The organism is Burkholderia ubonensis, from assembly GCF_902833085.1.
Taxonomy (GTDB): Bacteria; Pseudomonadota; Gammaproteobacteria; order Burkholderiales; family Burkholderiaceae; genus Burkholderia; species Burkholderia ubonensis.
In genome coordinates, this window is sequence record NZ_CADFEB010000006.1 from 386,553 (window position 1) to 412,745 (window position 26,193).

A 26,193-nucleotide genomic window follows, 5' to 3' on the forward strand; every position below is an offset into this window, starting at 1 on the left:
CCGATCATGTCGACCATCGCTCACCGCCTGCTGCAATTCATGGTCTCCTGCCTCGCGCTCTCGATGAGTGCGACTGGACATGCCGACATTGTTCCGCTTGCCTTGACGGTATCCGGGAAAATACAAATCCATAACGATACGAACCACCAGACGTATTGCTTCGATCAACGTTCGCTGCAGTCCCTTCCGCAGTACGAGATGGACACGTCGACTCCGTGGACGCCTGTCGCGAGATTCAGGGGCCCACTGCTCGAGGATGTGCTCGATCGCGTGAAGGCGACAGGGACTCATCTGGACATCGAGGCTTATGACGGTTATGTCGCACACGACATCCCGACGACGGATATCGTTGCCTTTCATCCGCTGCTGGCATACATGAAGGACGGAACATTCCTGAAGCTGCGAGACCTGGGGCCTCTGTTCCTGGTCTACCCGCGAGACAGGCATCAGAGATCGCTGAAGACATCCGATTACTCCACTCGGGAAATCAGGCAAATCAAGGCCATCGTCGTAAAATGAGATTCATCCTTGCAAGCAAACTCCTCAAGTCCCGGCGTCTGATTCCGGCGCTGATCGCGCTGCTGCTGATCTGGTTATTCTTTCTTCTGACATGCATCATCAAGCAACAATCGGTTTACGATCTCGTTGGCCCCACTGAAAACCCTTATTGGGGTATCGCGCAGTTTCGCATCTCCGCGGACGATTTCAGAACGTCGCTGATTAAATACAAATACGGCGCACGACATGATCCGGGGAAAATAAAATTAAAATATGAAATTCTGAGGTCGAAATTCTTCATTATTTCCCAGCGCTCGGAGACGACACAATTTGCCTATCGGCAGCCGCTGTATTCGTCGACCATCCAGGATCTCAACAAGGCATTCTCCGGGATGGACGTATTGATGAGTCGATTTCCGGCGGACGGAGAAAGCGCGACCGATTCGCTGATCGAAGCAACGTCCATCTTCGACAGCGCCTACGACCGATTCGTCAGCGCCGTCGGACTCTCCGAGGTCAGACGGCGCGACTCGCTGTTATCCGACGCGTTGCAAAACAGAAGCATCCTTCTCTACAGCAACATCGGCGTTTCCGCGCTGTTTTTCATCGCAGTGCTGATCTTTTCGCGATCGATTCGAAATTTCGATCAGGCGCTGCGAACCGCGCAGCAAGTGGCGCACACGAAGCAGGTATTTCTCGCCGCAATCAATCATGAAATGCGCAACCCGCTGCAGACCATCGTGTCCGCGACGGAGAACATCTCGCACTATGCAACCAGTCGCGAGCTGATGTACGCAGTGGACAACATTGACCAAGCGGTAAAACATATCGAAACCCATATGCGAGATCTGACCGACTACCTGAGACTCAGGACGAACAAGGTCAACCTTCGCATCTCCCTCATCGATCTGCAGAAGATCGTCAACGAGGTGGTCCGCAGGTTCAAGCCCAAGGCGGACCAAAAGGGCATCCGACTGCAAGCGACGATCTACACACCACGGACGCAATTCATCTCCGACGCGCAACGCGTGCAGCAGATCATCGACAATCTCGTCGAGAATTCGCTCAAATTCTCGTCAGACGGCATGATCGAGATAAAGTGCGGGATTTTTTCAGAATCGGACGATTCCCAGGTAAAGATAGAAATCGTCGACCAGGGAATCGGCATTGACAAGGACAAGATAAATTTCCTATTCTCTCCGTTCTTTCAAACCCAGTTTCCGGACAACTCGGCGATTTCCGGATACGGTATGGGTCTGGCGGTCGTCCGTGGCCTGGTTGAGGTCCTGGGGGGGCGCATATCCGTAGAAAGCGATGTCGGCAAGGGTACGGCCTTCAAGGTCACGCTCCCTTACCGATCGCTTCCCGTGCGTGACATCCCACTGCCGGGCGAACACGGTCAGACATCGCTCGCTGCGGACAATCTGCGTTGACCTTCGATGGATTTGCGGATTTCCCGCGATATCGGATCATTGCGCGAAACCGCAAGAATGTTGGGGCCAATGTCATGGATATCATATTTCAGGTCGACCAGTGTCTGATACATGCTGCCGAGATTTGACTTGATTTTTTCGATAAACATGATCGGGCCCGAAGCGCTCAATGTTCCCAATGCGCCGGCAATGACAGCCTCTTCCATGCCCTCGACGTCGATTTTTATAAAATCGACGTCGGGTTGATTCAAGGAATCGATCGTGATTAGCGGGACGTCGTATCCGGTGTCGTAATCGATTTGCTGGCCAATATTTTCGTTGCCGGCGCTCCTGACGAGCTCCAGGCTGCCGAAGCTTGATTTTTTATGGTAGTCCACGAACGGTATTCTCAACGAACCGCTTTCGCCGCCGACTGCGACATTTCTGGCATCAACATTGAAGCAATTATTGATGGCGATATTCCCGCACAGCGCGTAGTACACTGATCGCTGCGCCTCGATCGAGATCACACTCCCCGCGCTGCCCAGCGCTCGCGCAAATTCGATCGTGTGCACACCGATATTGGCGCCACAGTCGATCGCGACGATGGGCCGCTTGCCGTTCAGTTCACGCTTCTTCAATTCCAGAATCGAAGTGAGCAATTCGATGTCGTCATTGTAGAAACTACCGGTCTCCAGGATATTCCATCCCACTCCATAAGTTCCGTATTCTTCGCTATGGTTTTCATCGTTTCTATTGACGATAAGCGTTCCATGCTTCGTTGAAGCCAGAATATAGGAAATTTTCATGATCACCTTATTTTTAAATATCAACCCTCGCGTCTATCGCAAAAATTCTAATAATATTCAATTGAATCTGCAATGTCCGCGGCATCTGGACTTCGCAAGCTTGCATGCGGGGACCACCGCGCCTGCGGCGCCGCAACGACAATACGCTGGCCGGGGCCAAAAACGGCGTGGTCATGCGGCGGCGGATCCGCTACCGTACGTGCCGGTCGACCGCGCGAAACAGCGTGATACCAAATGCGATCAACTCGTCGATCGCGATCTGAACCAGACATGTCGCCTTGCGTGCGCATCGCGAGATGCAGGCCGGCCGCTGCGGAAACGACTCCGGATCGCGCCACCGGCGCCGTCGATCGCGCATATCGCAGCGGCTTGACTTGGGTTCGAGCCCTTCCTCGAATTGTATTTCGCACGCGAAATAAACTCTGGACTATATTTCGTACGCGCAATAACTCCATGTTCGAGACTGTGACGACGCCCAGACCCATCGAATTCTCCGCCGCCGACGGCTACCCGTTGCGCGGCACGCTGTGGCGGCCGGCCGCCGAGCCGTCCGCGCTGGTGCTGATCCATCCGGCGACCGCCGTGCCGGAGCGCCTGTATGCGGGCTTCGCGCGCTACCTGACCGAGCGCGGCTTCGCGGCGCTGACCTACAACTACCGGGGCATCGACGCGTCGCGTCCGGCTCGCCTGAACCGCCTGCGCGCGCGCATGCGCGACTGGGTCGACCTCGACGTCGAGGCGGCGACCGCGTGGGCGCGGCGCGCGTTCGCCGGCGTGCCGCTGCTCGCGGTCGGCCACAGCGTCGGCGGCCACGCGATCGGCCTGTCGGCCGGGTCGCGCCACCTGCGGGCGGCGGTGATGGTCGCGGCGCACGCGGGCAGCACGCGGCTGATCGCGCGCGCGGCCGAACGGCTGAAGGTGCGGCTGATCCTGCGCGTGCTCGGGCCGCTGACGGCCACGCTGCTCGGCTACGTGCCGGGCCGTCGGCTCGGGCTCGGCGAAGACCTGCCGGCCGGCGTGTTCCGCGAATGGAGCGGCTGGACGACGCTGCCGCGCTACTTTTTCGACGACCCGACGCTCGGCGCGGCCGAGCGGTTCGCGCAGCAGCGGCTGCCGATTCTCGCGCTCGGCTTCGACGACGACCCATGGGCGAACCCGGTGGCCATCGACCTGCTGGTAAGCTATCTGACGCATGCGGCGGTCGAACGCCGCCAGATCGATCCGCGCGCCACGGGCAGCGGGCCGGTCGGGCACATGGGCTTCTTCCGCAGCCGGCCCGGCGCGGTGCTGTGGCCGGGCGTCGCGGACTGGCTCGCGCAGGCGCTCGACCGGCCGCGCGATGCGGACCGCGCGCCCTCCTCCACGCCAGCAGGAAACCGAGCTTGAGCGACGATCGACGACTGTTTTTGCTGTTGAACATCGGCCAGCGGCGCGCGCAGCGCTGGGTCGACCGCAAGGCGGAAACCGATACGCACGCGAGCGCCGCGCAGGCCGGCGTGCTGTTCCATCTCGCGAAGCACGACGGCGCACTCGTCGGCGAAGTCGGCGCGGCGCTGCAACTGGCGCCGTCCGCGATGACGGGCCTCGCCGACCGCATGGCGAAGGCCGGCCTGCTCACGCGCCATCGCGATTCGGACGACGGGCGCGCGACTCGCCTGTTCCTCACCGACGACGGCCACGCCGCGCTGAAGAAGGCGCGCGTGCTGCTGCGCGAGCTGAACGCGAAGCTGTGCGACGGGTTTTCCGACGACGAGCTCGACGTCGTCGCGCGCTGGCTGCGCACGCTGCAGGCGCGCTTTCCGGCGGATCGCTGAACGCGAAGCGATTTCCCCAGCGATTTCCGAATCGATTTCCGAATCGATTTCAATTCGCGCTTCGATTCGATTCTCCACTCGCGATACCGCGAATTTTCCCGCAATTTTTTCTGCCCACGCGCATGCGATTTCGGCAACGCTTGCCGGCTACGCTCTGTTACAAAAAATCGCCTGCTGTCCGGGGTTTTGTTGGCCTACATTGCAGTCCACCTCACGGCAATCGTCGTATCGAAAGGACACAGGCAGGGCAGCGGCCCCTGCGGCAACAAGAATCACAAGGAGTCTTGACCGATGCGCTGGCGGAACCCAGCGAAGGCGGATTGCGATGGCAGAAGCGGCGTACTGGCCGGCACGCACCGACGCGAAATCCGAGGCGTCGACGCGCTGCGTTGAAGTCCAGGCGCACGCCCCGCGCGACGACGCGCGAGGCCGCGGCCTGTCTGGCCAAGGCTTCCGCACGTCAACGAGGAGCAGTCCATGCGACGCATCACCCTGCCTCACCCGCTCGTTACCCGGCTGACCATTGCCGCCGCGCTCGCGTTCACGGCCGCCGCCCACGCGGACCCCGTGCGCGTGTCCGGCCCGAGCCCGTTCGCCGCCTGCACGACCGGCGGCCCCGGCACCGTTTACGTGAATGCCGAAGTCGAGCCGTGGCTCTCGGTCAATCCAGCCCGTCCGACCAACATGATCGGCGTCTGGCAGCAGGACCGCTGGTCGAACGGCGGCGCGCACGGCCTCGTCGCGGGCTACACGTTCGACGGCGGCGCGACCTGGGCGCAGACGCCGCAGCCGTTCAGCGCCTGCGCGCCGGGCGGGCTGCCCTACGAGCGCGCGTCCGATCCGTGGGTGTCGTTCGGGCCGGACGGCACCGCGTACTCGGTATCGATCTCGTTCAACCAGTCGAACAACAGCAACGCGGTCGGGGCGTCCGTGTCGACCGACGGCGGCCAGACGTGGAGCAGCCCGGCGCTGCTGATCGCCGACAACGAGCCGACGACGCAGTTCTTCAACGACAAGGAATCGGTGACCGCGAACCCGGTGAAGGCCGGCACCGCGTACGCGGTGTGGGACCGCCTCGAGCAGCCGAACGGCAATCCGCGCGCGAACCTGCATACGCAGGCATTCCGCGGCCCGACGCTGTTCTCGAAGACGGTCGACGGCGGCAAGACGTGGCGCAAGGCGCGGGTCATCGTCCACGTGCCGTCGCGGCAGCAGACGATCGGCAACCAGATCGTCGTCGATCCGAAGAGCGGCACGCTCTACAACTTCTTCAACCTGATCAAGCCGCCGTTCAGCAAGGCCGCCGGCAAGGTCGCGTTCATCAAGTCGACCGACGACGGCGCGACGTGGACGCAGCCGCAGGTGATCGCCGGATTGCAGACGGTGGGCGTGACCGATCCGAATACCGGCGAGCCGGTGCGCACCGGCGACATCATTCCCGAGCCCGCGATCGACCCGGCGTCGGGGCAGCTTTACGTGGTCTGGCAGGACAGCCGCTTCAACGGCGGCAACTTCGACGAGATCGCGCTGTCGACGTCGACCGACGGCGGCGCGACCTGGAGCGCGCCGCTGCAGGTCAACACGCCGACGGGCCGCGCGGCGTTCAACCCGTCGGTGCGCGTCAACGAAGGCGGTGCGGTGATGGTCACCCACTACGACTTCCGCGACCTGCCGGCCGGCGATACGACGACGCTGCCGACCGGCTTCTGGCGCAAGATCTCGCTCGACGGCGGCCGCACGTTCGTCGCCGAGCGGCGCGTCGGCGGGCCGTTCGACCTGAAGGTCGCGCCGAATGCGGAGGGCTTCTTCATCGGCGACTACCAGGGTCTCGACGTGGGGCCGTCGTCGTCGTTCCATCCGTTCTTCATCCAGACCAATTCCAACAATCTCGCGAACCGCACGGACGTGTTCTTCGCGCCGTGACGGCCGACCGGCCGCCTTCCCGGCGGCCGGTCAGAATCCTCTTCATCGCCTCGCGCCGACGCTCGTCGGCGCATCCGCTGGCCGCAGCCGCCCGGCGCCGCGCGCGTGTCAAGCGAGGAAACGCTCGACACGCACTTCCGTCCGCCTCTGACCCAGATCAACGGTTGTCACTGCAATCATCGGCTATAACTGGACGCGTTCCGGCGAACGGGCGAGCGCATCGGTAATGCGCGGCCCGGCGCTCGCCGGGCGCCCCAGCAATGGCAACGTCACGCACGGTTGCCAACCGATAACGAGGAAAGTTATGCGCCACGTTGCGCTCCCCGACCCGCCGCCTGCCCGGGCGCGCGCCGCCCTTGCACGGGCCGCGCGCGTTGCGATCGCACTGACGTGCGGCGGGCTGCTGTCGGGCTGCCTGTCGCTCGCGCCGCACTACACGCGTCCGGCGCAGCCGGTGCCCGCGACCTATCCGGCAGGCAAGGCCGACGAAGCCGCGAACGCGACGGCCGTCCCCGATTGGCGCACGTACTTCACCGACGCACGGCTGCGCACGCTGATCGAGCAAGCGCTCGCGAACAACCGCGACCTGCGGGTGGCCGTCGCGCGGGTCGACGAAGCCCGCGCCGTCTATGGCATCCGGCGCGCGGATCAATGGCCGTCGATCAATGCCGGTGCCGCGTATGCACGCTTTCGCACGCCCGGCGGCCTGCTCGCGCCGTCGCCGTTCATCGGCCGGCTCTACGACGTGCAGCTCGCGGAAACGCAATGGGAGATCGATTTCTGGGGTCGCGTGCGCAACCTGAAGGATGCGGCGCGCGAACGCTATCTGGCGAGCGACGCGGCCCGCCGCGCGGTGTCGCTGAGCCTGATCACGCAGGTGGCCGACGCGTACCTGGCCGTGTGCGCATACGACGAGCGCATCGCGCTGACCCGCGCGACGATCGACAGCCGGCGCGAGTCGCTGCGGATTTTCCGGCGGCGTCATGACGAAGGCGCAATCTCGCGGCTGGACCTGACGCAATCGGAAATCCTGCTGCAGCAGGCCGAATCGCTCGGCGCGCAGCTGGGCCAGGCGCGCGCGAGCGCCGCGGACGCGCTGATGCTGCTGGTCGGCGCGTCGCCCGAGCTGCCCGCCGCGCCGCTCACGCTCGACGACCAGGCCGTGATGCCGGCGCTCGCGCCCGGGCTGCCGTCCGCGCTGCTCGAAAACCGTCCGGACGTGATCGCGGCCGAGCACCAGTTGCGCGCGGCGCACGCGAATATCGGCGCGGCGCGCGCGGCGTTCTTCCCGCGCATCGCGCTGACGAGCGCGATCGGCTCGGGCAGCAGCGAGCTGCACAAGCTGTTTACGTCCGGCACCGGCACATGGAGCGTGATTCCGAATCTGGCGATGCCGATTTTCGACGCCGGACGCAATCGCGCCAATCTCGCGCTGTCGCAGGCGCAGCGCGACGAGGCCGTCGCGCAATACGAGAAAACCGTGCAAAGCGCGTTCCGCGACGTGTCCGACGCGCTCGCGGCGCGCGACTGGCTGGCCGAGCAGCTGCGCGTCGAACGCGCGACGCTCGCGTCGCAGACGGAGCGCGCGCGGCTCGCGAAGCTGCGCTACGACAGCGGCGCGGTGCGCTTTCTCGAAGTGCTCGACGCGCAGCGCGACCTGCTGAATGCCGAGCAGCAGCTCGTACAGACGCGCCGCGCGCTGCTGTCGAGCCGCGTCGCGCTGTACGGCGCGCTCGGCGGCGCCCCGCAGGCCGGCGACGACAACGCGCCGGCCCTCTCCCCTCACGTTTCGACCGATTCGGGTTCCATCCAATGAAGATGCCCAACCGCCACTATCTGATCGGGTTCGGCGCGGCCGCGCTCGTGCTCGGCGCCGCCTGGTACGGCTGGACCCTCTGGCGCGACGGCCGTGCCGACGCGGGGCTCGTGAGCGGCAACGGCCGCATCGAGGCAACCGAGATCGACGTCGCGACCAAGCTGCCCGGGCGCGTCAGCGCGATGCGGGTCGACGAAGGCGACTTCGTGAAGGCCGGCCAGCCGCTCGCCAGCATGGACGTGCTCGTGCTGCACGCGCAGCTCGACGAGGCGCGCGCCAAAGAGCAGCAGGCGTTGAACACGGCCGCGAGCGTCGACGCGCAGGTCGCGCAGCGCCGCAGCGACAAGGCGGCGGCCGAGGCGTCCGTCGTGCAGCGCGAAAGCGAGCTGGACGCCGCGCGGCGCCGGCTCGCGCGCTCCGAAACGCTGTCGCGCGAAGGCGCTTCGTCCATGCAGGAGCTCGACGACGATCGCGCCCGCGCACGCAGCATGGAAGCGACCGTGCGGGCCGCCCGTGCGCAGGTCGATGCGGCCCAGGCCGCGATCGATGCGACGAAGGCGCAGCTCGTCGCCGCGCACTCCGCCGTCGCGGCCGCGCAGGCGACCGTCGCGCGCGTGCAGGCCGACATCTCGGACAGCGAGCTGACCTCGCCGCGCGACGGCCGCGTGCAGTATCGGGTGGCCGAGGCCGGCGAAGTGCTGCCGGCCGGCGGCAAGGTGCTCAACGTCGTCGATTTGTCCGACGTCTACATGACGTTCTTCCTGCCGGAGACCGTGGTCGGCAAGGTGCCGCTCGGCGCCGACGTGCGGATCGTGCTCGACGCCGCGCCGCAGTACGTGATCCCGGCGCGGGTGTCGTTCGTGTCGAGCACCGCGCAGTTCACGCCGAAGACGGTCGAGACGGCCAACGAACGGCAGAAGCTGATGTTCCGCGTGAAGGCGCGCATCGACCGCGACCTGCTGCTGCGCCATCTCCGGCTCGTCAAGACCGGGCTGCCGGGCGTCGCGTGGCTGAAGATCGATCCGCACGCGAGCTGGCCGGACACGCTTGCGGTCAAGGTGCCGCAGTGACGCCCGAGCAGGACGCCACCGGCCTGGTCGAGCGTGAGCCGGTTTCGGCCGGCGGCGCCGACGGCGACGTGATCCGCCTGTCCGGCGTGACGCTGCGCTATGGCGCGACGTGCGCGCTCGACGGCGTGACGCTCGCGGTGCCCGCCGGGCGCATGATCGGGCTGATCGGCCCGGACGGCGTCGGCAAGTCGAGCCTGCTCGCGCTCGCGTCGGGTGCGCGGGCGATCCAGCAAGGCCAGGTGACCGTGCTCGGCGGCGACATGGCGTCGGTCGCGCACCGCGATCGCGTGTGCGGCCGGATCGCGTACATGCCGCAGGGCCTCGGCAAGAACCTGTACGCAACGCTGTCGGTCGAGGAGAACCTGCAGTTCTTCGCGCGGCTGTTCGGTCACGACGCGGCCGAGCGGCGGCGCCGGATCGACAGCCTGACGCGCAGCACCGGCCTCGACCCGTTCCTCGATCGCCCGGCCGGCAAGCTGTCGGGCGGCATGAAGCAGAAGCTCGGCCTGTGCTGCGCGCTGATCCACGATCCCGACCTGCTGATCCTCGACGAGCCGACCACCGGCGTCGACCCGCTCGCCCGCGCGCAGTTCTGGGAGCTGATCGGCCGGATTCGCGCGGCGCGCCCGTCGATGAGCGTGGTGGTCGCGACCGCGTACATGGACGAGGCGCAGCGCTTCGACTGGCTGATCGCGATGGACGCCGGCCGCGTGCTGGCCACCGGCACGCCTGACGAACTGCTCGCGCGCACCGGCTGCGACCGGCTCGAATCGGCGTTCATCGCGCTGCTGCCGGACGAGAAGCGGCGCGGCTACGTGCCGGTGCGGGTGACGCCGCTGCAGGCGGACGACGCCGCCGGCTACGCGATCGAGGCGCGCGACCTGACGATGCGGTTCGGCGACTTCGTCGCGGTCGATCACGTGAGCTTCCAGATCCGGCGCGGCGAGATCTTCGGCTTTCTCGGCTCGAACGGCTGCGGCAAGTCGACGACGATGAAGATGCTGACCGGCCTGCTGCCCGCGACCGAGGGCGACGCGAAGCTGTTCGGCCGGCCCGTCGCGGCCGGCGACATCAACACGCGCCGCCGGGTCGGCTACATGTCGCAAGGCTTCTCGCTGTACGGCGAGCTGACCGTGCGGCAGAACCTCGTGCTGCATGCGCGCCTGTTCGGCGTGCCGGAGGCGGACGTCGCCGCGCGCGTGGCCGAGATGACCGCGCGCTTCGGCCTGGCCGGCGCGCTCGACGCGCTGCCCGACAGCCTGCCGCTCGGCATGCGGCAGCGGCTGTCGCTGGCGGTCGCGATGGTGCACAAGCCGGAACTGCTGATTCTCGACGAGCCCACTTCCGGCGTCGATCCGGTGGCGCGCGACAGTTTCTGGCAGCTGATGATCGAGCTGGCGCGGCGCGACCGCGTGACGATCTTCATCTCGACGCACTTCATGAACGAAGCCGAGCGCTGCGACCGCATTTCGCTGATGCATGCGGGCCGCGTGCTCGCGAGCGATGCGCCCGCCGAGCTGGTGCGGCAACGCGGCGCGGCCACGCTGGAGGAAGCGTTCATCGGCTACCTCGTCGACGCGCAGCGCACGGGCGACGCGCCGCAAGCCGCGCCGGACGATGCGTCATGGGACGCCGGCGGGGATGCCGGCGCGCCGCCGTCCACCGCCGCCGCCCGGCCCGCGCCGCGCTTCAGTCTTGCGCGCGCCGGCAGCTATACGTGGCGCGAAGTGCTGGAGCTGCGCCGCGACCCGGTGCGCGCGACGCTTGCGCTGCTCGGCTCGCTGGTGCTGATGTGCGTGATCAGCATCGGCATCAGCCTCGACGTCGACAACCTCACGTTCGCGGTGCTGGATCGCGATCAGACCATTCTGAGCCAGGGCTACACGCAGAACATCGCCGGTTCGCGCTACTTCGTGCAGCGCGACGCGCTGACGGGCTACGACGACCTCGACCGGCGCATGCGCAGCGGGCAGCTTTCACTCGCGATCGAGATTCCGCCGGATTTCGCGCGGGACGTCGCGCGCGGCCGACGCGTGCAGATCGGCATGTGGATCGACGGCGCGATGCCGCTGCGCGCGGAGACGATCCGCGGCTACGTGGCGGGCATGCACGAGAACTGGCTGCGCGACGAGGCGAAACGCCGGCTCGGCGTGTCGCTCGCGCCGGCGGTCGAGATTGCGGTGCGCTATCGCTACAACCCCGACGTGAAGAGCCTGCCCGCGATGATCCCGGCCATCATGCCGATGCTGCTGCTGATGCTGCCGGCGATGCTGACCGCGCTCGCCGTCGTGCGCGAGCGCGAGCTCGGCTCGATCGTCAACCTGTACGTGACGCCCGTCACGCGCACCGAATTCCTGATCGGCAAGCAGGCGCCGTACATCGTGCTCGCGATGCTGAACTTCCTGCTGATGGTGGTGCTCGCCGATCTCGCGTTCGGCGTGCGGATCAAGGGCAGCTTCGCGACGCTGCTGCTCGCCGTGCTGATCTTCAACGTCGTGGCGACCGGCGTCGGGCTGCTCGCATCCACGTTCACGCGCAGCCAGATCGCCGCGATCTTCATGACGATCATCGGCACGCTGATTCCGGTCGTGCAGTTCTCCGGGCTGCTCACGCCGCTGTCGTCGCTCGAAGGCGCCGGCAAGTGGATCGGCACGCTCTACCCGGCCACCTACATGCTCGCGATCAGCCGCGGCGTGTACAACAAGGCGCTCGGCCTCGCCGACCTGTGGCCGCAGTTCTGGCCGATGCTCGCATCGGTGCCGGTCCTGCTGGCCGCCACCGTCGCGCTGCTCCGCAAGCAGGAAACCTGACCATGCAGCGTCTGCTCACGATCTACCGGCTCGGCATCAAGGAACTGTGGAGCCTCGCGCGCGACCCGATCATGCTCGTGCTGATCGTCTACACGTTCAGCGCGTCGATCTACGCGGCCGCCACCGCGCGGCCCGATACGCTGCACAAGGCGCCCATCGCGATCGTCGACGAGGACGCGTCGCCGCTGTCGGCGCGCATCGCGTCGGCGTTCTTTCCGCCGCAGTTCACGCTGCCCGCGATGGTCGGCGCCGCGTCGGTCGATCGCGGCCTCGACGACGGCGACTACACGTTCGCGCTCGACATCCCGCCGAACTTCCAGCGCGACGTGCTGGCCGGCCGCCCGGCGACGATCCGCCTCGACGTCGACGCGACGCGGATGAGCCAGGCGTTCACCGGCAGCGGCTACGTGCAGCAGATCGTGTCGGGCGAGATCGACACGTTCGTGCGCCGCTATCGCGGCGGCCCCGACCTGCCGGTCGATCTCGCGGTGCACATGCGCTTCAATCCGAATCTCGACGAGGTGTGGTTCGGCGCGCTGATGGAGGTCATCAACAACGTCACGATGCTGTCGATGATCCTCACGGGCGCGGCGCTGATCCGCGAGCGCGAGCACGGGACGATCGAGCACCTGCTCGTGATGCCCGTCACCCCCGCCGAGATCATGCTCGCGAAAGTCTGGTCGATGGGGCTCGTCGTGACGGTCGCGGCGCTGGCGTCGCTCGTCTTCGTCGTGCGCGGCGCGCTGCAGGTGCCGATCGCGGGCTCGCTCGGGCTGTTCGTCGCCGGCATGGCGCTGCACCTGTTCGCGACGACGTCGATGGGGATCTTCCTCGCGACGCTCGTGCGCAGCATGCCGCAGTTCGGGATGCTGCTGGTGCTCGTGCTGCTGCCGCTGCAGTTGCTGTCCGGCGGGCTCACGCCGCGCGAGAGCATGCCGCAGGCGGTGCAGGACGTGATGTTCGCCGCGCCGACGACGCATTTCGTCGAGCTTGCGCAGCGTATCCTCTATCGCGGCGCGGGCCTCGACGCGGTGTGGCCGCAGTTCGCGCTCCTGCTCGCGATCGGCGGCGTGCTGTTCCTGGCGTCGCTGAAACGGTTCCGCCAGACCATCAGCCGGATGGCGTGACGGACCGCCCGCCCGCGGTAGTCGCCGCGGGCGGGCGTGGGCGTCAATGCATGTCGGTCAGCACGATGCGGCCGTCGACCTGTCCCGCGCGCAGCTTCGCGAACACGTCGTTGATGTTGCCGAGCCGGTCGCGGTGGATGTGCGCGCGCACGAGCCCGTCCGCCGCGAAGTCGAGCGACTCCTGCAGGTCGCGCCGCGTGCCGACGATCGAGCCGCGCACCGTGATGCCGTTCAGCACGGTCGAAAAGATCGGCAGCGGGAAATCGCCCGGCGGCAGTCCGTTCAACGCGACCGTGCCGCCGCGCCGCACCATCCCGAGCGCCTGCGCGAACGCGCTTCTCGACACCGCCGTGACGAGCACGCCGTGCGCACCGCCGATTTCCTTCTGGAGGACCGCGGCCGGATCGGCGCTCGATGCGTCGACGGTCAGCTCCGCGCCGAGCTGCTTCGCGAGCGCGAGCTTGTCCGGCGCGATGTCGATCGCCGCGACGTGCAGCCCCATCGCGCGCGCATACTGCACGGCGACGTGCCCGAGGCCGCCGATCCCGGAGATCGCGATCCATTGGCCGGGGCGCGTATCGGTGACGCGAATCCCCTTGTAGACCGTCACGCCCGCGCAGAGGATCGGCGCGATTTCGTCGAACGCGACCTGCGCCGGCAGGTGGCCGACGTAGTCCGGATCGGCGAGCACGTATTCCGCGTAGCTGCCGTTCACCGAATAGCCGGTGTTCTGCTGCCCGTGGCACAGCGTTTCCCAGCCCGAGTAGCAGTGTTCGCAATGTCCGCACGCCGTATACAGCCACGGCACGCCGACCCGGTCGCCCTCGCGCACGTGCGTGACGCCCGCGCCGACCGCCGCGACCACGCCCACCCCTTCGTGGCCCGGAATGAACGGCAGCGTCGGCTTGACGGGCCAATCGCCGTCGGCCGCATGCAGGTCGGTATGGCAGACGCCGGACGCCTTGATGTTGACGAGGATCTGACCGGGGCCAGGCGTCGGCACCGGCACCTCCTCGATGCGCAACGGTTCGCCGAAGGCATGCACTACGGCGGCTTTCATGGTTTGCGTCATGCGTCGCTCCTGATGGATCAATGAGCGAACCAGTATCCGCACGCGGAATCGGGGACGGTTGACGTGTGTCAACGAGACGGAAAGGCGCGGCGCGGACGCGGCACCCGGTCGCGCAACGATACTTAAGCGATGGCTTGACTTTTTCGGGAGCGCGCCATAACTTAAGCGAATGATTGAGTATTCGGAACAACTTGACAGGGCCTTCCATGCGCTCGCGGACGCGACGCGCCGGGGGATGCTCGAACGCCTGTCGCGCGGGCCGGCGTCGGTGAGCGAACTGGCCGAGCCTTACGGCACGTCCCTCGCCGCGATCCATCAGCACGTGCAGGTGCTCGAGGCGAGCGGGCTCGTCGTGACGGAAAAGCGCGGGCGCGTCCGCGAATGCCGGATCTCCAGCGAGGCGGTCCAGCGCGTAGAAAACTGGCTGAGCGAGCGTCGCCTCCTCTGGGAGAGCCGCTTCGATCGCCTTGGCAAACTGCTTGAAAGCGATGAACGCAAAGGAGACGAATGATGACGGAAACCCCGTTTTTCCACGGCACGTTTACGTTGAGCCGCGTGTGGGCGGCCCGGCCCGACCGGGTGTTCGCCGCGTGGTCCGATCCGGACCTCAAGGCCCAGTGGTTCACCGGCCCGGCCGAGCGCTGGACGCTGCTGCGCCGCTCGATGGATTTTCGGGTGGGCGGCGCCGAGGTGCTGGAAGGCCGCTTCGACGAAAGCGGCATGGAGACGCTGTTCGAGGCCCGCTATCACCTGATCGAGCCGGCCCGGCGCCTCGTCTACAGCTACGATCTGCATCACTCGGGGCGCTTTCATTCGGTCACGTTGTCGAGTCTCGAGCTCGAACCTCAGGCAGACGGGACGCGCGTTTCCTACACCGAGCAGATCGTGTTTCTGGACGGCAAGGACGGCACCGCCGATCGCCGCCAAGGGAGCGCATTCATGTACGACGCAATCGGGACCGTCCTTCGATCCTCGGGAGCCATGCTATGACGGTCGAACTTTACGGACACCCGTTCGCGTCGTTCGTCTGGAAGCCGCTGATCGCGCTCTACGAGCGCGAGGTGGCCTTCACGTTCCGGATCGTCGATCCCGATCATCCGGACAACCAGGCGCGCATGGCCGCGCTCTCGCCCACCGGGCAATTTCCGGCGCTGGTCGACGGGGACACGGCGATCACGCAGAGCAACGCCGTGATCGAGTATCTCGACCTGTTTCATGGCAACGGCGGGCCGATGGTGCCGGCGGACCCGCGCGAGGCGCTGGACGCGCGGGTGATGGCCGACGTGTTCGACGATTACGTCAACGCGCCGATGCAGCGCATCGTCGGCGATGCGTTGCGCGCGGAAGACGAGCGGGACCCGCGCGGCGTTGCCGACGCGCATGCGCTGCTCGATCGCAGCTACGCGTGGCTGGACGCGCGTCTGCAGGCGAAGGAATGGGCCGCGTGCGGCCGGTTCACGATTGCCGATTGCGCCGCCGCGCCGGCGCTGTTCTATGCGGACTGGGTTCATCCGATTGCGGCGCGTCATGCCGCGCTCGCCGCGTACCGGGCTCGGCTGCTGTCCCGCCCGTCCGTGGCCCGCGTCGTCGACGAGGCGCGGCCTTATCGGCGCTTCTTCCCGTTGGGCGCGCCCGAGCGCGACTAGCCGGGCCGCATCGAATCGTGTCTTGCCTCGACTTGAAAGGAGCGCGCATGGCCGTGACCTTGCGTCCCGCGACCTCGGCCGATGCCGGGGAACTGGCCGACCTGTACCTGCGGTCGCGATCCGAACTGGCATCCTATGCCCCGCTCGCGCACACAGATGCTTCGGTGCGCGACTGGGTCGCCAACGTGCTTGTTCCGTCAGGCGACGTCACGGTCGCGGTGGACCACGGCACGATCGTCGGCATGGCCGCTCGATCGGAGGCCGACGGCGTCGTCTGGCTCGATCAGCTGTATGTCTGCCCCAGCGTCAAGCACTGCGGAATCGGCACGCTCCTGCTGAATTCGGTGACGTCACGCACCCGCCTTCCCGTCCAGCTCTATACGTTCGCGATGAACCGTGCCGCCGCGGCCTTCTACGAACGGCATGCGTTTGTCGCGATCGCGCACCGTGATGGAAGCAGCAATGAGGAAGGCTGCCCCGATGTTCTGTATCGCCTGGCTCGGTAATCCTGCGTCGAGCGCCGTTGACGCGGGCAGGCATTCTCACTTTCGTGCTGCCGGCGAAGCATTGTCTTGCCGATAAGTGCGCCCCGGGTTAATGACAAGCCGCTTGACCAGGCTATCCAGCTCCTTGCTGTGATACAGGTCCAGGCACTTGAGAAAGTCGAATCTGACGCCCTTGATTTCCGACTCGGCCAGCGGATTGTGATAATCGCGGGCCAAATAGCGATCCACCAATGACCTGACTGCATCCGGACTCTTTTCCATATCGTAGGAGGTCCAATCCCGCAGTGCGCTTATGCTGCTGCCGGCATCAACCGGTGCGTCCTTGTCGTTTTTATAGGCAGTTGCTATGCACGTGGCGAGAATCATGTCTCTGTAATTCTGCGCGTAGGTTCGAGCGCCCGCCTGCGGCGAAGTAATGGCCTGATCCTTTGCGCGCGCTGTCGTTGCCATTAACGCGAACATGGCCAGCAGGACGAGAAATAAGCGCTTCATCACGGCAGGCTCCAAAAGTTCGCACGGTCGGTGCGGTATCTCGCTTCTGGCTCGTTGAAATAGCAGTGGTCGTAGCAGGCTTTGCCATCGAACAGCGTGGCATGCCCCTGGGCATCGTCCCAGCCGGAAACTTCAAACAATACGATGCCTTTCTTGCTGGCGAGCGTCCCTCCGCCCGACGGGGGATATTTGACGATTTCGGGTTTGCCCCATCGTTGCTCAAGAAATGCAATGAGGTCTTTAACCCGGAAGAAGTATTGGCGTTTATCTGCCCCTGATACCGTCTGCCCTCGAATGGCTGGAATGGTTAATCCGGCATGATTCAAGATGTAACTCATTCGCACCGCGCAGGTGTTGCTCCAGCGTTGTTTTGGAACGGGATTATTGATGTTCCTCTCAACATGTCCACCGATTACATTGGCAACCTTGGCGCCTGGATCTTTGGCATCGTAAATTCGCTGCGAAGCGGCCCATGCGGCAGTGAAGCTAGGTCGTGTCATTCGCCGTCCTTGATTTCGAGTTTGTGAAAAACGTGATGCGTTGAACACAATAATCGACCAATGGCGAGAATTCAAGGGCCATATTTCAAGATTGGAATATCTCGATTTTAAGGTTGTTCAAGTTGACTGAGCGGACTTGTCACCAATCAACCTTTCCAAGGGAAAAGAAATCCGCGCGTCCCGCCGGTCCTGCATCGCGGCGTCGCGTGGCCTCAAGCGCGGTCAGACGAACATGCCGGGTTGTCGCTTTGAGATGATATAACGTATCATCGCAACCGCTTGACGTGCCGCCCCGAGATCAGCCGGGGCGCCCAAAGCATGCTTCTACGGGGTTACTGCGCGCAGCAAATGCAACAATATATCGTTGCTGCGCCATGTCCCCGGTTGATTCCTCCTTCGACAAGATTCATCGACCATGCGCGACCACCCTCGTCACCCGCTTCGCCCGTTCTCCCCGCTTTCCCTGATGCTGCTCGCCGGCGTGGCCCACGGCCAGGCCGATACTCGGCCCGTAGCGCCCGGCCAGTCCGCCGACCGCCCGCTCGCGCCGATCTTCGTGACCGCGAACCCGCTCGGCGATGCACAGCTGATCGCGCCGACCGCCCAACTGTCCGGCGACGCGCTGACGCGCCGTCAGGCCGATTCGCTCGGCGAGACGCTGAACGGCCTGCCCGGCGTATCGACGACGACCTACGGCCCGATGGTCGGCCGCCCGATCATCCGCGGCATGGACGGCGACCGGATCCGGCTGCTGCAGAACGGCGTCGCCGCCTACGACGCGTCGTCGCTGTCGTACGACCACGCGGTGCCGCAGGACCCGCTGACGATCGAGCGCGTCGAGATCGTGCGCGGCCCGGCCGCGCTGCTGTATGGCGGCAACGCGGTCGGCGGCGTCGTCAACACGATCGACAACCGCATCCCGCGCGACGCGATCGAAGGCGTGACGGGCGCAGTCGATGCGCGCTACGGCGGCGCGAACGCGGTGCGCGCGGGCGCCGCGCAGGTCGAGGGCGGCAATGGCCGTTTCGCGTTCCACGTCGACGCGTTCGATCGCGAGACGAGCAAGCTGCGGATTCCCGGCTACGCACGCAGCGATGCGCAGCGCGCGCTCGACGGTCCGGACCGGCCGCAGCCGTACGGCAGCGTGCCGAACAGCGACGGCCGCACGCACGGCGGCTCGGTCGGCGCGTCGTACACGTGGGCGGACGGCTTCACCGGGCTGTCGTACAGCGGCTACGAATCGAACTACGGCTCGGTCGCCGAAGACGACGTGCGCCTGAAGATGCGCCAGGAGCGCCTCGCGCTCGCGTCCGAAGTGCGCAACCTGAGCGGGCCGTTCTCGCAGCTGAAGTTCGATTTCGCATACACGGACTACCGGCACAAGGAGGTCGACCATGGCGAAACCGCGACGATGTTCCGCAATCGCGGCTACGAGGCGCGCATCGAGGCCCGCCACCGCAAGATCGGCCCGTTCGAGGGGGCGCTCGGCGTGCAGTTCGGCCAGAACCGCTTCTCCGCGCTCGGCGACGAAACGCTCGTGCCGAGCACGCGCACGACGAGCGTCGCGCTGTTCGGGCTCGAGGAATGGAAGGTGTCGGACGCGCTGAAGCTGAGCGTCGGCGGCCGCTACGAGCACGTCGAGCTGCGGCCCGATGCGGACGGCGCCGGGAAATTCGCCGGCGCGCAGCCGCGCGACGTCAACGCGGGCAGCGTGTCCGCCGGCGCGCTGTTCTCGCTGACGCCGGTATGGTCGGTCGCGGCGAACGTCGCGTACACCGAGCGCGCGCCGACGTTCTACGAGCTGTATTCGAACGGCCCGCACGACGCGACCGGCCAGTTCCTGATCGGCAACCCGAACGCGTCGAAGGAAAAGGCGGTGTCGACCGACCTGTCGCTGCGCTACGCGAGCGGGCCGAATCGCGGCAGCGTCGGCGTGTTTTACAACCGCTTCTCGAACTACCTGACCGAGTTCAATACGGGCCGCATCGTCGACAGCGACGGCGACCCGGTCGCGCCGGGCGCGGACGGCGCGCTGTCCGAGGCGGTCTACCGCGGCGTGCGCGCGGAGTTCTACGGCGTCGAACTCGACGGCAAGTGGCGCGCGTTCGCGCGGCGCGGCCACACGGTCGACCTCGAGCTGACCGCCGACTATACGCATGCACGCAACGTCGACACCGGCCAGCCGCTGCCGCGCATCGCGCCGCTGCGCACGACGCTCGCGGCCGACTACGGCTACGGGCCGTTCGGCGCGCGCGCGCAGATCACGCACGCGTGGTCGCAGCATCGCGTGCCGGACCACGACCTGCCGACCACCGGCTACACGTCGCTCGGCGTGATGCTCACGTGCAAGTTCCGCGTCGGCGCGACGCGCTGGCTTGCGTATCTGCGCGGCGACAACCTGACGAACCAGGACATCCGCTACGCGAGCTCGGTGGTGCGCGACTTCGCGCCGGAAGGCGGCCGCAGCGTGATGGCTGGCTTGCGGACGACGTTCTGACGTCACGGCCCGCGGCGGCGTCCGCGGGCGCTTGGCCCTGCCCATTTAAAACCTCGGGAAAATATTGAAGCATTTACTGGCTATTTTTCAAAACAAACGAATCAATTGAATCATTCGACAATCATCCCGGTGATTTCTTGAATATAAGGTGACTGAATCCGGGGCGATTGATCCCTTTGACAATAATCACGGCTCGCGCCGAATGACGGCGCGGCGCGAGCCTTTGCTGTCAGCGGATTTCGGGCAGCAAGGGTGAGGGTTAGGGTTTGGGAAGGGTAAAGAATTATCCGGGTCGCCCGTTAAAGCCGGCACGATCCGGATTATCGATCGAAAAATAAATCACCCGATCTTCATTCATCCGAGGGGCCTGTCGTGAAAATCGCCAGAATAACCATCAAAGCAAAACTGCTTGGCGGCTTCGGCATGCTTGCCGCGGTCGTCGTGATCGTGTCGGGCATGGCGCTGAACGCGTTGTCCGACGCCAACGACGAGTTTTCCCGCTACGTGAACGGCGTCAACGCGCGGGCGAGCTTGTCCGCGCAGGTTCGCACCGCGGTCGACCGGCGTGCGCTCGCGGCGCGCAACCTCGTGCTGGTCACGAAACCGGCCGACGTCGCATTCGAGCTCGCCGAGGTGCAGCGCGCGCACCAGGACGTGCAGGAACGGCTCGGCAAGCTGAAGGACATGATGACGACAGGCACGACCGCGCGGGCGCGCGAGCTGGTCGCCGAGATCGCACGCGTCGAAACCAGCTACGGGCCGGTCGCGCTCAAGATCGTGAGCCTCGCGCAGAGCGGCAAGAGGGACGAGGCGATCGCGGAAATGAACGACCACTGCCGTCCGCTGCTCGCTGAGCTCGTGAGCGCAACCAACGCGTACGCATCCTTCACGCACGAACGGGAACGCACGATCGCGCAGTCCTTCGCGGACCGCTATGCGTTCGACCGCAACGTGCTCACGGCGATCAGCGTGATCGCGATCGCGTTCGCGATCGTCGGCGGGTTGTGGATGACGCGCATGATCACGTCGCCGATCGTCACGGCGGTCGGCGTCGCGCGCACGGTCGCCGACGGCGATCTCGGCAGTCGTATCGACGTGCACGGCAACGACGAGACGCGCGACCTGCTCCACGCGCTGCGTACGATGAACGGGCGGCTGGTCGACATCGTGAGCCGCGTGCGCGATACGTCGAGCAGCATCGCCACGGCGGTCGACCAGATCGCGGCGGGCAACCTCGACCTGAGCCAGCGGACCGAGGAGCAGGCCGCGTCGCTGCAGGAAACGGCCGCGACGATGGAGGAGTTCACGTCGACGGTGCGCCACAACGCGGAAAGCGCGCAGCAGGCCAGCACGCTCGCCGCGAATGCGTCGGACGTCGCGCAACGCGGCAGCGCCGTGGTCGGGCGCGTCGTCGACGCGATGACGGAGATCGGCGACAGCTCGTCGAAGATCGCGGACATCACCGGCATCATCGAAGGCATCGCGTTCCAGACCAACATCCTCGCGCTGAACGCGGCCGTCGAGGCCGCGCGCGCGGGCGAACAGGGCCGCGGCTTCGCGGTCGTCGCGAGCGAGGTGCGCAGCCTCGCGCAGCGCTCGTCGAGCGCTGCGAAGGAGATCAAGGCACTGATCACCACATCGGTGCAGACGATTCGCGACGGTTCGACGCTCGCGGGCGAGGCCGGCGACACGATGCGCGACGTCACGCAGGCAGTCGCGCGCGTGACGGACATCATGGGCGAGATCGCGGCCGCGTCCGCCGAACAGAGCCGCGGAATCGAGCAGGTCAGCGTGGCGATTACGCAGATGGATCAGACGACGCAGCAGAACGCGGCGCTCGTCGAGCAGGCCGCGGCGGCGTCGAAGTCGCTCGAGGCGCAGGGACACGAGCTGAGCGAAACGGTCGCCGCGTTCCGGATGCCGGCCGGCGAACGGGCGCAGTCGAGCGCCAGTCCGGATGCGGCCGGCGCGCGCGGCGCGTGGCGTGCGGTCGCTGCGTGACGAGGTTCGCGATGATTCGCGTGCGCGGCATGCGTGCATGCCGCGTGCCGTCACGTCACGTCACGTCGGACGAACACGTGTCGTAGGGAGAATCTTTCTGCACGCGGCGTACACGTAAACGCGCATGCGTAGAAGTCTCGCGTTTCGCAAACCCCTTGCGCATGGACTGTCACGCGCCCTTTCGACGTTCATATCGCACTGCAGGCATTCGTCCTACCGTGGACGAATTGCGTTTGATCAAAATCAATCTTCGCGCGCTTCATAAAGTGTCCTCATTGCCGGAACGAAAGCGCTGCCATGGACGAACAACCGCTATCCGCCGCCGTGCTCGCCGATCGTTATGCACGCGCGGGCGAGACGACGCGCGCGGCGATTTTCCGGCGGGTCGCGCATGCGCTCGCGCTCGCGGAGCCGATGGCATCGCGCGCGCGCGTCGAGCAGCTGTTCTATCGCAACATGCAGCGCGGCGCGATCGGCGCCGGACGCATCATGGCCAACGCAGGCACCGGCGCGGAAGGGACGATGGTCAACTGCTTCGTGCATCCGGTCGCGATGCCCGGCGTCGCCTCGCTCGCCGCCGTGCAAGCGGCGCTCGCGCAGGCGCTCGACGAGGCGCGCATCACGCTGCTGATGGGCGGCGGCGTCGGCTACGATTTTTCGCCGCTGCCGCCGGCCACGGCCTACGAGCGGCGCGGCGCCGATACGCCGGACGTCTGCGCGGCGATCGACCGCTTCGACATCGTGTGCCGCGCGCTGCCTTACGCGGGCCCGCGGCGCGGCGCACAGATGGCGGTCCTGCGCTGCGATCATCCGGACATCATCGAATTCGTCGAAGCAAAGCACGGCCGGCGGCGCTGGCCGACCTTCAGCCTCGCGGTGGGCGTGACCGACGCCTTCATGGAAGCGGTCGCCGGCAACCTGCCGTGGACGTTGCGGCACCGCGCGCCGCCCTGCTCGCCCGTCTGCACGCAGACCGCGCTGCCGGACGGCAGCTGGACCTACGCGACGGTGCCCGCGCGTGCGCTCTGGCATGTGATCGTCAACGAAGCGCGCGACAGCTCCGAGCCGCGGCTGCTGTTTCTCGACACGATCGACGCGGCCGATTCGCTGCGCGCGCGCGAGCGCATCGATGCGACGGACCCGTGCAGCGAGCAGCCTTTGCCCGCATACGGCAGCAGCGTGCTCGGGCCGATCGACCTGTCCCGGTTCGTGCGCCATCCGTTCGGCGTCGACGGCAAGCCGCACTTCGATTTCACGGCGTTCGCCGACGCGGTGCGCGTGCAGGTGCGCTTGCTCGACAACGCGATCGACCTGACCGTGTGGCCGCTCGCCGCGCATGCGCGCGAAGCGCATGAGAAACGGCGCATCGGCGTCGGCGTGACGGGGCTTGCCGATGCGCTGACGATGCTGCGTCTGCGCTACGACTGCGGCGCCGCGCGCATGGTCGCGCGCGAGATCGCGCTGACGATGCGCCAGCACGCATTCTCCGCATCGGCGTCGCTGGCGGCCGAGCGCGGCGTGTTTCCCGCCTACGACGCCGCCGACTATCTCGACGGCGCCGCGCATCGCGCACCGCTGCCCGTCACCGTACGCGAAGCGATCGCACGTCACGGGCTGCGCAACAGCCACCTGATGTCGTTCGCGCCGGCGGGCAGCGTGAGCGTCGCGTTCGGCGACAACTGCTCGCACGGCATCGAGCCCGCGATCGACTGGATCGAGCGCCGCGAAGTGCGGACCGGCGACAACCACCTGCATGCGATTCGTGCGGAGAATCACGCGTACCGGCTGTTTCGTCAGCTGCATGGCGAGCACGCGCCGCTGCCCGATTATTTCGTGAAGGCGGCCGACATCGCGCCGGCCGATCATGTGTCGATGCTCGCCGCGCTGCAGCCCTGCGTCGACGCGGCGATCTCGAAAACGGTCAACGTCGATCGGCGCTGCTCGCTCGCGCAAATCGACGCGCTGTTCTTCGCCGCGTGGCGCGAACGCCTGAAAAGCATCACGATCTTCCGCCCCGATCCGACGTTCCCGTCGGTGTTCCCCGGCGGCGCGTTCGGGCAGATGGATGCACATTGGTGCTGACGCCGTGCGCCGCATCGGCGTAGATGCAGACTTTTAAAACCGACGATTGCCGAGTATCCTAAAAAAAGCATCTCCGGTCGGGCGACGGGTCGCGTGCCTTGACACGAGCCCGACCGACGCGGCCCCATCGTGCATATTGAGCCGATGGCGGCGGTTGTCGCGCGCCACGGCCGCACAGGCATGTTCCCCATCATTCGTCAGGAGAGCTGGTGAGCCGTCTCGTCGTCGTTTCGAATCGCATCGCAGATCCACGTAAAGCCGCTGCAGGCGGCCTCGCCGTCGCAGTGCGCGACAGCCTGCAGGAAACGGGCGGCGTATGGTTCGGCTGGAGCGGCCGGTTGCGCGGCGAGGACGACCATCCGAGCCGCGGCGACGACGTGCAGATTCAGAACGTCGGTCGCATCCAGCTCGCGACGATCGACCTCGATCCGCAAGACTACGACGCGTACTACCTCGGCTATTCGAACAACGTGCTGTGGCCGGTGTTTCACTACCGGCTCGACCTCGCGCAATTCGACCGACGTTTCGCGGACGGCTATCGCCGCGTCAACCAGCTCTTTGCGCGCAAGCTCTACCCGCTGCTGCGCCCCGACGACGTCGTGTGGGTGCACGACTATCAGTTGATTCCGCTCGCGGCCGAGCTGCGCGCGATCGGCTGCACGAACCCGATCGGCTTCTTCCTGCACATTCCGATGCCGCCGCCGCCGATCATGGCGGCGATCCCGGAGCACGAGTGGCTGATGCGCTCGCTGTTCGCGTACGACCTCGTCGGCTTCCAGACGGAAAGCGACCTGCTGCACTTCGAGCACTACGTCGAGGCTGAAGCCGGCGCGGCGCGCCTGCCCGACGGCCGGCTGCGCGCCTTCGGCCGCACGTTGTCGGCGGGCGCGTTTCCGATCGGCATCAACGTCGACGAATTCGCGTCGCTCGCGGGCGACCGCGACGGCATCGCGATGTTCGAACGGATGCGCGACGAGTATTCGCGCCGCCAGTTGCTCGTCGGCGTCGACCGTCTCGATTACACGAAAGGCCTGCCGCAGCGCGTGCACGCGTTCCGCCAACTGCTCGAGCAGTATCCGGAGAACCGCAATCGCGCGACGCTGATCCAGATCGCTGCGCCGAGCCGCGAGGATCTCGGCGCCTATGACGACCTGCGGCGCGAGATGGACAGCCTGTGCGGCGCGATCAACGGCGACTACGGCGAGCTCGAATGGATGCCGATGCGCTACATCCATCGCACGGTCGCGCGCCGGCGGCTGCCGGGCCTCTATCGCGCGAGCCGCGTCGCACTCGTCACGCCGCTGCGCGACGGGATGAATCTGGTCGCGAAGGAATTCCTCGCCGCGCAGGACGAGACCGATCCGGGCGTGCTCGTGCTGTCGCGCTTCGCGGGCGCGGCCGAGCAAATGAAGGAAGCGCTGCTCGTCAATCCGTACGACACGCAAGGCACCGCGCAGGCGATCCAGCGCGCGCTCACGATGTCGATCGACGAGCGCCGGCAGCGCCACGCGGCGCTGATGGCGACCGTGCGCAAGTATGACGTGCACTGGTGGCGCACGCGCTTTCTCGACGCGCTCGCCGATGCGTCGGAGGTTGCCGCCGCGGCCCAGCCGTGATCGACCGCATGCCGTGCGGCAGGTCCGGCGTTACAGGCTCGTCTGCACGTCCGCGAGCACCGCGCCGTTCACGTCGCACACGTCCACCGAGACCGGAATGCCCGTGCGTACGCTTTCGGTGACGACGCAAAACGCATCGAACTGCTCGAGCGCGCGCGACGCCAGCGCGAGATCGGTCCACGCCTTGCCGATCGTCAACTGCACCGCCATCGAGCCGACCCGCACGCGCCCGGATTCGCTCTGCACCATGTCGACGTCGATATGCGCGCCGACCGGCTGCGGATCGATGTGATTTTTCTCCAGCGCAAACAGCAGGCTGGCCGCGAGACAGTTCGCGACCGACGCCGCCAGCAGGCGCACCGGATTCGGCCCGCTGCCGAGGCCGAGCGGCGGCGGCTCGTCGGTCAGCATCATGGGCAGGTCCGTGCCGGTAAACCGGACCTCGAAATGGAAGCGTTCGCGTTGCGCGACGTCGACCGACACACGCTCTTCGCTCATGGCG

General features: G+C 66.3%; 23 protein-coding genes. 18 read left to right on the top strand and 5 right to left on the bottom strand.

Going from position 1 to position 26,193, the window contains the following annotated elements; translation table 11 throughout:
* The first annotated feature begins 6 nt into the window (after positions 1-6).
* Together HWX31_RS18890 and HWX31_RS18895 are read left to right on the top strand one after the other, a co-directional pair.
* Positions 7-519 carry a putative pterin-binding protein gene (locus tag HWX31_RS18890; protein ID WP_174960279.1) on the top strand — a complete coding sequence of 171 codons (513 nt, stop codon included), beginning with the start codon at positions 7-9 and terminating at the stop codon, positions 517-519.
* Complete coding sequence (locus HWX31_RS18895; protein ID WP_174960281.1) at positions 516-1,931, top strand: sensor histidine kinase; 1,416 nt, start codon at positions 516-518, stop codon at positions 1,929-1,931. The genes HWX31_RS18890 and HWX31_RS18895 overlap by 4 nt, the downstream gene beginning before the upstream one ends.
* Here the strand turns inward: HWX31_RS18895 and HWX31_RS18900 are convergent.
* Positions 1,898-2,719, bottom strand: coding sequence for an FkbM family methyltransferase (locus tag HWX31_RS18900; protein ID WP_174960283.1), 822 nt, complete (start codon positions 2,717-2,719; stop codon positions 1,898-1,900). The genes HWX31_RS18895 and HWX31_RS18900 overlap by 34 nt on opposite strands.
* Between HWX31_RS18900 and HWX31_RS18905 the strand changes: the two genes are divergently transcribed.
* The 8 genes from HWX31_RS18905 to HWX31_RS18940 all read left to right on the top strand — a co-directional run bounded on the left by HWX31_RS18905 (position 2,718) and on the right by HWX31_RS18940 (position 13,279).
* Positions 2,718-3,092 (top strand): hypothetical protein, encoded by a 375-nt coding sequence (locus tag HWX31_RS18905; protein ID WP_174960285.1) that lies wholly within the window; start codon positions 2,718-2,720, stop codon positions 3,090-3,092. The genes HWX31_RS18900 and HWX31_RS18905 overlap by 2 nt on opposite strands.
* 80 nt (positions 3,093-3,172) lie before the next feature.
* Positions 3,173-4,105 carry an alpha/beta hydrolase family protein gene (locus tag HWX31_RS18910; RefSeq protein ID WP_174960287.1) on the top strand — a complete coding sequence of 311 codons (933 nt, stop codon included), beginning with the start codon at positions 3,173-3,175 and terminating at the stop codon, positions 4,103-4,105.
* Positions 4,102-4,533: a MarR family winged helix-turn-helix transcriptional regulator gene (locus HWX31_RS18915; protein ID WP_059613521.1), complete on the top strand. Its 432-nt coding sequence runs from the start codon at positions 4,102-4,104 to the stop codon at positions 4,531-4,533. The genes HWX31_RS18910 and HWX31_RS18915 overlap by 4 nt, the downstream gene beginning before the upstream one ends.
* Positions 4,534-5,010: 477 nt before the next feature.
* Entirely contained in the window at positions 5,011-6,456 is a 1,446-nt protein-coding gene (locus HWX31_RS18920; RefSeq protein ID WP_174960289.1) for a sialidase family protein, read from the top strand.
* Positions 6,457-6,760: 304 nt separating this feature from the next.
* On the top strand, positions 6,761-8,272 hold the full coding sequence (locus HWX31_RS18925) for an efflux transporter outer membrane subunit (protein ID WP_174960292.1): 1,512 nt from the start codon (positions 6,761-6,763) through the stop codon (positions 8,270-8,272).
* Positions 8,269-9,342 carry an HlyD family secretion protein gene (locus HWX31_RS18930; protein WP_059613516.1) on the top strand — a complete coding sequence of 358 codons (1,074 nt, stop codon included), beginning with the start codon at positions 8,269-8,271 and terminating at the stop codon, positions 9,340-9,342. The genes HWX31_RS18925 and HWX31_RS18930 overlap by 4 nt, the downstream gene beginning before the upstream one ends.
* A 23-nt stretch (positions 9,343-9,365) precedes the next feature.
* Positions 9,366-12,152: a ribosome-associated ATPase/putative transporter RbbA gene (rbbA, locus tag HWX31_RS18935; protein WP_174960445.1), complete on the top strand. Its 2,787-nt coding sequence runs from the start codon at positions 9,366-9,368 to the stop codon at positions 12,150-12,152.
* A 2-nt stretch (positions 12,153-12,154) separates the two neighbouring features.
* Complete coding sequence (locus HWX31_RS18940) at positions 12,155-13,279, top strand: ABC transporter permease (protein WP_059613514.1); 1,125 nt, start codon at positions 12,155-12,157, stop codon at positions 13,277-13,279.
* 43 nt (positions 13,280-13,322) lie between these two features.
* On the opposite strand, the gene adhP is transcribed toward HWX31_RS18940, so the two are convergent.
* Positions 13,323-14,351, bottom strand: coding sequence for an alcohol dehydrogenase AdhP (gene adhP / locus HWX31_RS18945; protein ID WP_059660210.1), 1,029 nt, complete (start codon positions 14,349-14,351; stop codon positions 13,323-13,325).
* Positions 14,352-14,586: 235 nt separating this feature from the next.
* Between adhP and HWX31_RS18950 the strand changes: the two genes are divergently transcribed.
* The 4 genes from HWX31_RS18950 to HWX31_RS18965 are packed head-to-tail and all read left to right on the top strand — an operon-like array spanning position 14,587 to position 16,503.
* Complete coding sequence (locus tag HWX31_RS18950; RefSeq protein ID WP_373373835.1) at positions 14,587-14,862, top strand: ArsR/SmtB family transcription factor; 276 nt, start codon at positions 14,587-14,589, stop codon at positions 14,860-14,862.
* The gene (locus HWX31_RS18955) at positions 14,862-15,341 is read left to right on the top strand and encodes an SRPBCC family protein (RefSeq protein ID WP_174960294.1); all 480 of its coding nucleotides are present in this window, start codon (positions 14,862-14,864) and stop codon (positions 15,339-15,341) included. Before HWX31_RS18950 ends, HWX31_RS18955 begins: the two co-directional genes overlap by 1 nt.
* Positions 15,338-15,997 (top strand): glutathione S-transferase family protein, encoded by a 660-nt coding sequence (locus tag HWX31_RS18960; RefSeq protein WP_174960296.1) that lies wholly within the window; start codon positions 15,338-15,340, stop codon positions 15,995-15,997. The genes HWX31_RS18955 and HWX31_RS18960 overlap by 4 nt, the downstream gene beginning before the upstream one ends.
* Positions 15,998-16,044: 47 nt before the next feature.
* Positions 16,045-16,503, top strand: a complete 459-nt coding sequence (locus HWX31_RS18965; protein WP_174960298.1) for a GNAT family N-acetyltransferase — start codon at positions 16,045-16,047, stop codon at positions 16,501-16,503.
* Between the two features lie 36 nt (positions 16,504-16,539).
* Here HWX31_RS18965 and HWX31_RS18970 read toward each other — a convergent pair whose 3' ends face one another.
* Positions 16,540-16,995, bottom strand: coding sequence for a type VI secretion system amidase immunity protein Tai4 (locus tag HWX31_RS18970; RefSeq protein WP_059651248.1), 456 nt, complete (start codon positions 16,993-16,995; stop codon positions 16,540-16,542).
* The gene (locus HWX31_RS18975; RefSeq protein ID WP_080405199.1) at positions 16,995-17,495 is read right to left on the bottom strand and encodes a type VI secretion system amidase effector protein Tae4; all 501 of its coding nucleotides are present in this window, start codon (positions 17,493-17,495) and stop codon (positions 16,995-16,997) included. Before HWX31_RS18975 ends, HWX31_RS18970 begins: the two co-directional genes overlap by 1 nt.
* A gap of 466 nt (positions 17,496-17,961) precedes the next feature.
* On the opposite strand from HWX31_RS18975, the gene HWX31_RS18980 reads away from it, so the two are divergent.
* The 4 genes from HWX31_RS18980 (at position 17,962) to otsA (ending at position 25,691) form a co-directional block, all read left to right on the top strand.
* A complete protein-coding gene (locus HWX31_RS18980) occupies positions 17,962-19,992 on the top strand; it encodes a TonB-dependent receptor (protein ID WP_174960447.1) in 2,031 nt (676 codons plus the stop codon).
* 423 nt (positions 19,993-20,415) lie between these two features.
* Positions 20,416-21,993 carry a methyl-accepting chemotaxis protein gene (locus tag HWX31_RS18985; protein WP_415493521.1) on the top strand — a complete coding sequence of 526 codons (1,578 nt, stop codon included), beginning with the start codon at positions 20,416-20,418 and terminating at the stop codon, positions 21,991-21,993.
* 297 nt (positions 21,994-22,290) lie between these two features.
* Positions 22,291-24,075 carry an adenosylcobalamin-dependent ribonucleoside-diphosphate reductase gene (locus tag HWX31_RS18990; protein ID WP_174960302.1) on the top strand — a complete coding sequence of 595 codons (1,785 nt, stop codon included), beginning with the start codon at positions 22,291-22,293 and terminating at the stop codon, positions 24,073-24,075.
* 209 nt (positions 24,076-24,284) lie between these two features.
* On the top strand, positions 24,285-25,691 hold the full coding sequence (gene otsA, locus HWX31_RS18995; RefSeq protein ID WP_174960304.1) for an alpha,alpha-trehalose-phosphate synthase (UDP-forming): 1,407 nt from the start codon (positions 24,285-24,287) through the stop codon (positions 25,689-25,691).
* A gap of 30 nt (positions 25,692-25,721) precedes the next feature.
* On the opposite strand, the gene HWX31_RS19000 is transcribed toward otsA, so the two are convergent.
* Positions 25,722-26,189: an OsmC family protein gene (locus HWX31_RS19000; protein WP_174960306.1), complete on the bottom strand. Its 468-nt coding sequence runs from the start codon at positions 26,187-26,189 to the stop codon at positions 25,722-25,724.
* Positions 26,190-26,193: the final 4 nt, after the last annotated feature.

What these genes read in the sequence shown, in the direction of transcription:
- HWX31_RS18890 (WP_174960279.1), top strand. Translation starts at nt 7, where the DNA reads ATGTCGACCATCGCTCACCGCCTGCTGCAATTCATGGTCTCCTGCCTC.
- HWX31_RS18895 (WP_174960281.1), top strand. Translation starts at nt 516, where the DNA reads ATGAGATTCATCCTTGCAAGCAAACTCCTCAAGTCCCGGCGTCTGATT.
- HWX31_RS18905 (WP_174960285.1), top strand. Translation starts at nt 2,718, where the DNA reads ATGATCACCTTATTTTTAAATATCAACCCTCGCGTCTATCGCAAAAAT.
- HWX31_RS18900 (WP_174960283.1), bottom strand. Translation starts at nt 2,719, where the DNA reads ATGAAAATTTCCTATATTCTGGCTTCAACGAAGCATGGAACGCTTATC.
- HWX31_RS18910 (WP_174960287.1), top strand. Translation starts at nt 3,173, where the DNA reads ATGTTCGAGACTGTGACGACGCCCAGACCCATCGAATTCTCCGCCGCC.
- HWX31_RS18920 (WP_174960289.1), top strand. Translation starts at nt 5,011, where the DNA reads ATGCGACGCATCACCCTGCCTCACCCGCTCGTTACCCGGCTGACCATT.
- HWX31_RS18925 (WP_174960292.1), top strand. Translation starts at nt 6,761, where the DNA reads ATGCGCCACGTTGCGCTCCCCGACCCGCCGCCTGCCCGGGCGCGCGCC.
- HWX31_RS18930 (WP_059613516.1), top strand. Translation starts at nt 8,269, where the DNA reads ATGAAGATGCCCAACCGCCACTATCTGATCGGGTTCGGCGCGGCCGCG.
- HWX31_RS18940 (WP_059613514.1), top strand. Translation starts at nt 12,155, where the DNA reads ATGCAGCGTCTGCTCACGATCTACCGGCTCGGCATCAAGGAACTGTGG.
- adhP (WP_059660210.1), bottom strand. Translation starts at nt 14,351, where the DNA reads ATGACGCAAACCATGAAAGCCGCCGTAGTGCATGCCTTCGGCGAACCG.
- HWX31_RS18950 (WP_373373835.1), top strand. Translation starts at nt 14,587, where the DNA reads ATGCTCGAACGCCTGTCGCGCGGGCCGGCGTCGGTGAGCGAACTGGCC.
- HWX31_RS18955 (WP_174960294.1), top strand. Translation starts at nt 14,862, where the DNA reads ATGACGGAAACCCCGTTTTTCCACGGCACGTTTACGTTGAGCCGCGTG.
- HWX31_RS18960 (WP_174960296.1), top strand. Translation starts at nt 15,338, where the DNA reads ATGACGGTCGAACTTTACGGACACCCGTTCGCGTCGTTCGTCTGGAAG.
- HWX31_RS18965 (WP_174960298.1), top strand. Translation starts at nt 16,045, where the DNA reads ATGGCCGTGACCTTGCGTCCCGCGACCTCGGCCGATGCCGGGGAACTG.
- HWX31_RS18970 (WP_059651248.1), bottom strand. Translation starts at nt 16,995, where the DNA reads ATGAAGCGCTTATTTCTCGTCCTGCTGGCCATGTTCGCGTTAATGGCA.
- HWX31_RS18975 (WP_080405199.1), bottom strand. Translation starts at nt 17,495, where the DNA reads ATGACACGACCTAGCTTCACTGCCGCATGGGCCGCTTCGCAGCGAATT.
- HWX31_RS18980 (WP_174960447.1), top strand. Translation starts at nt 17,962, where the DNA reads ATGCTGCTCGCCGGCGTGGCCCACGGCCAGGCCGATACTCGGCCCGTA.
- HWX31_RS18985 (WP_415493521.1), top strand. Translation starts at nt 20,416, where the DNA reads ATGCTTGCCGCGGTCGTCGTGATCGTGTCGGGCATGGCGCTGAACGCG.
- HWX31_RS18990 (WP_174960302.1), top strand. Translation starts at nt 22,291, where the DNA reads ATGGACGAACAACCGCTATCCGCCGCCGTGCTCGCCGATCGTTATGCA.
- HWX31_RS19000 (WP_174960306.1), bottom strand. Translation starts at nt 26,189, where the DNA reads ATGAGCGAAGAGCGTGTGTCGGTCGACGTCGCGCAACGCGAACGCTTC.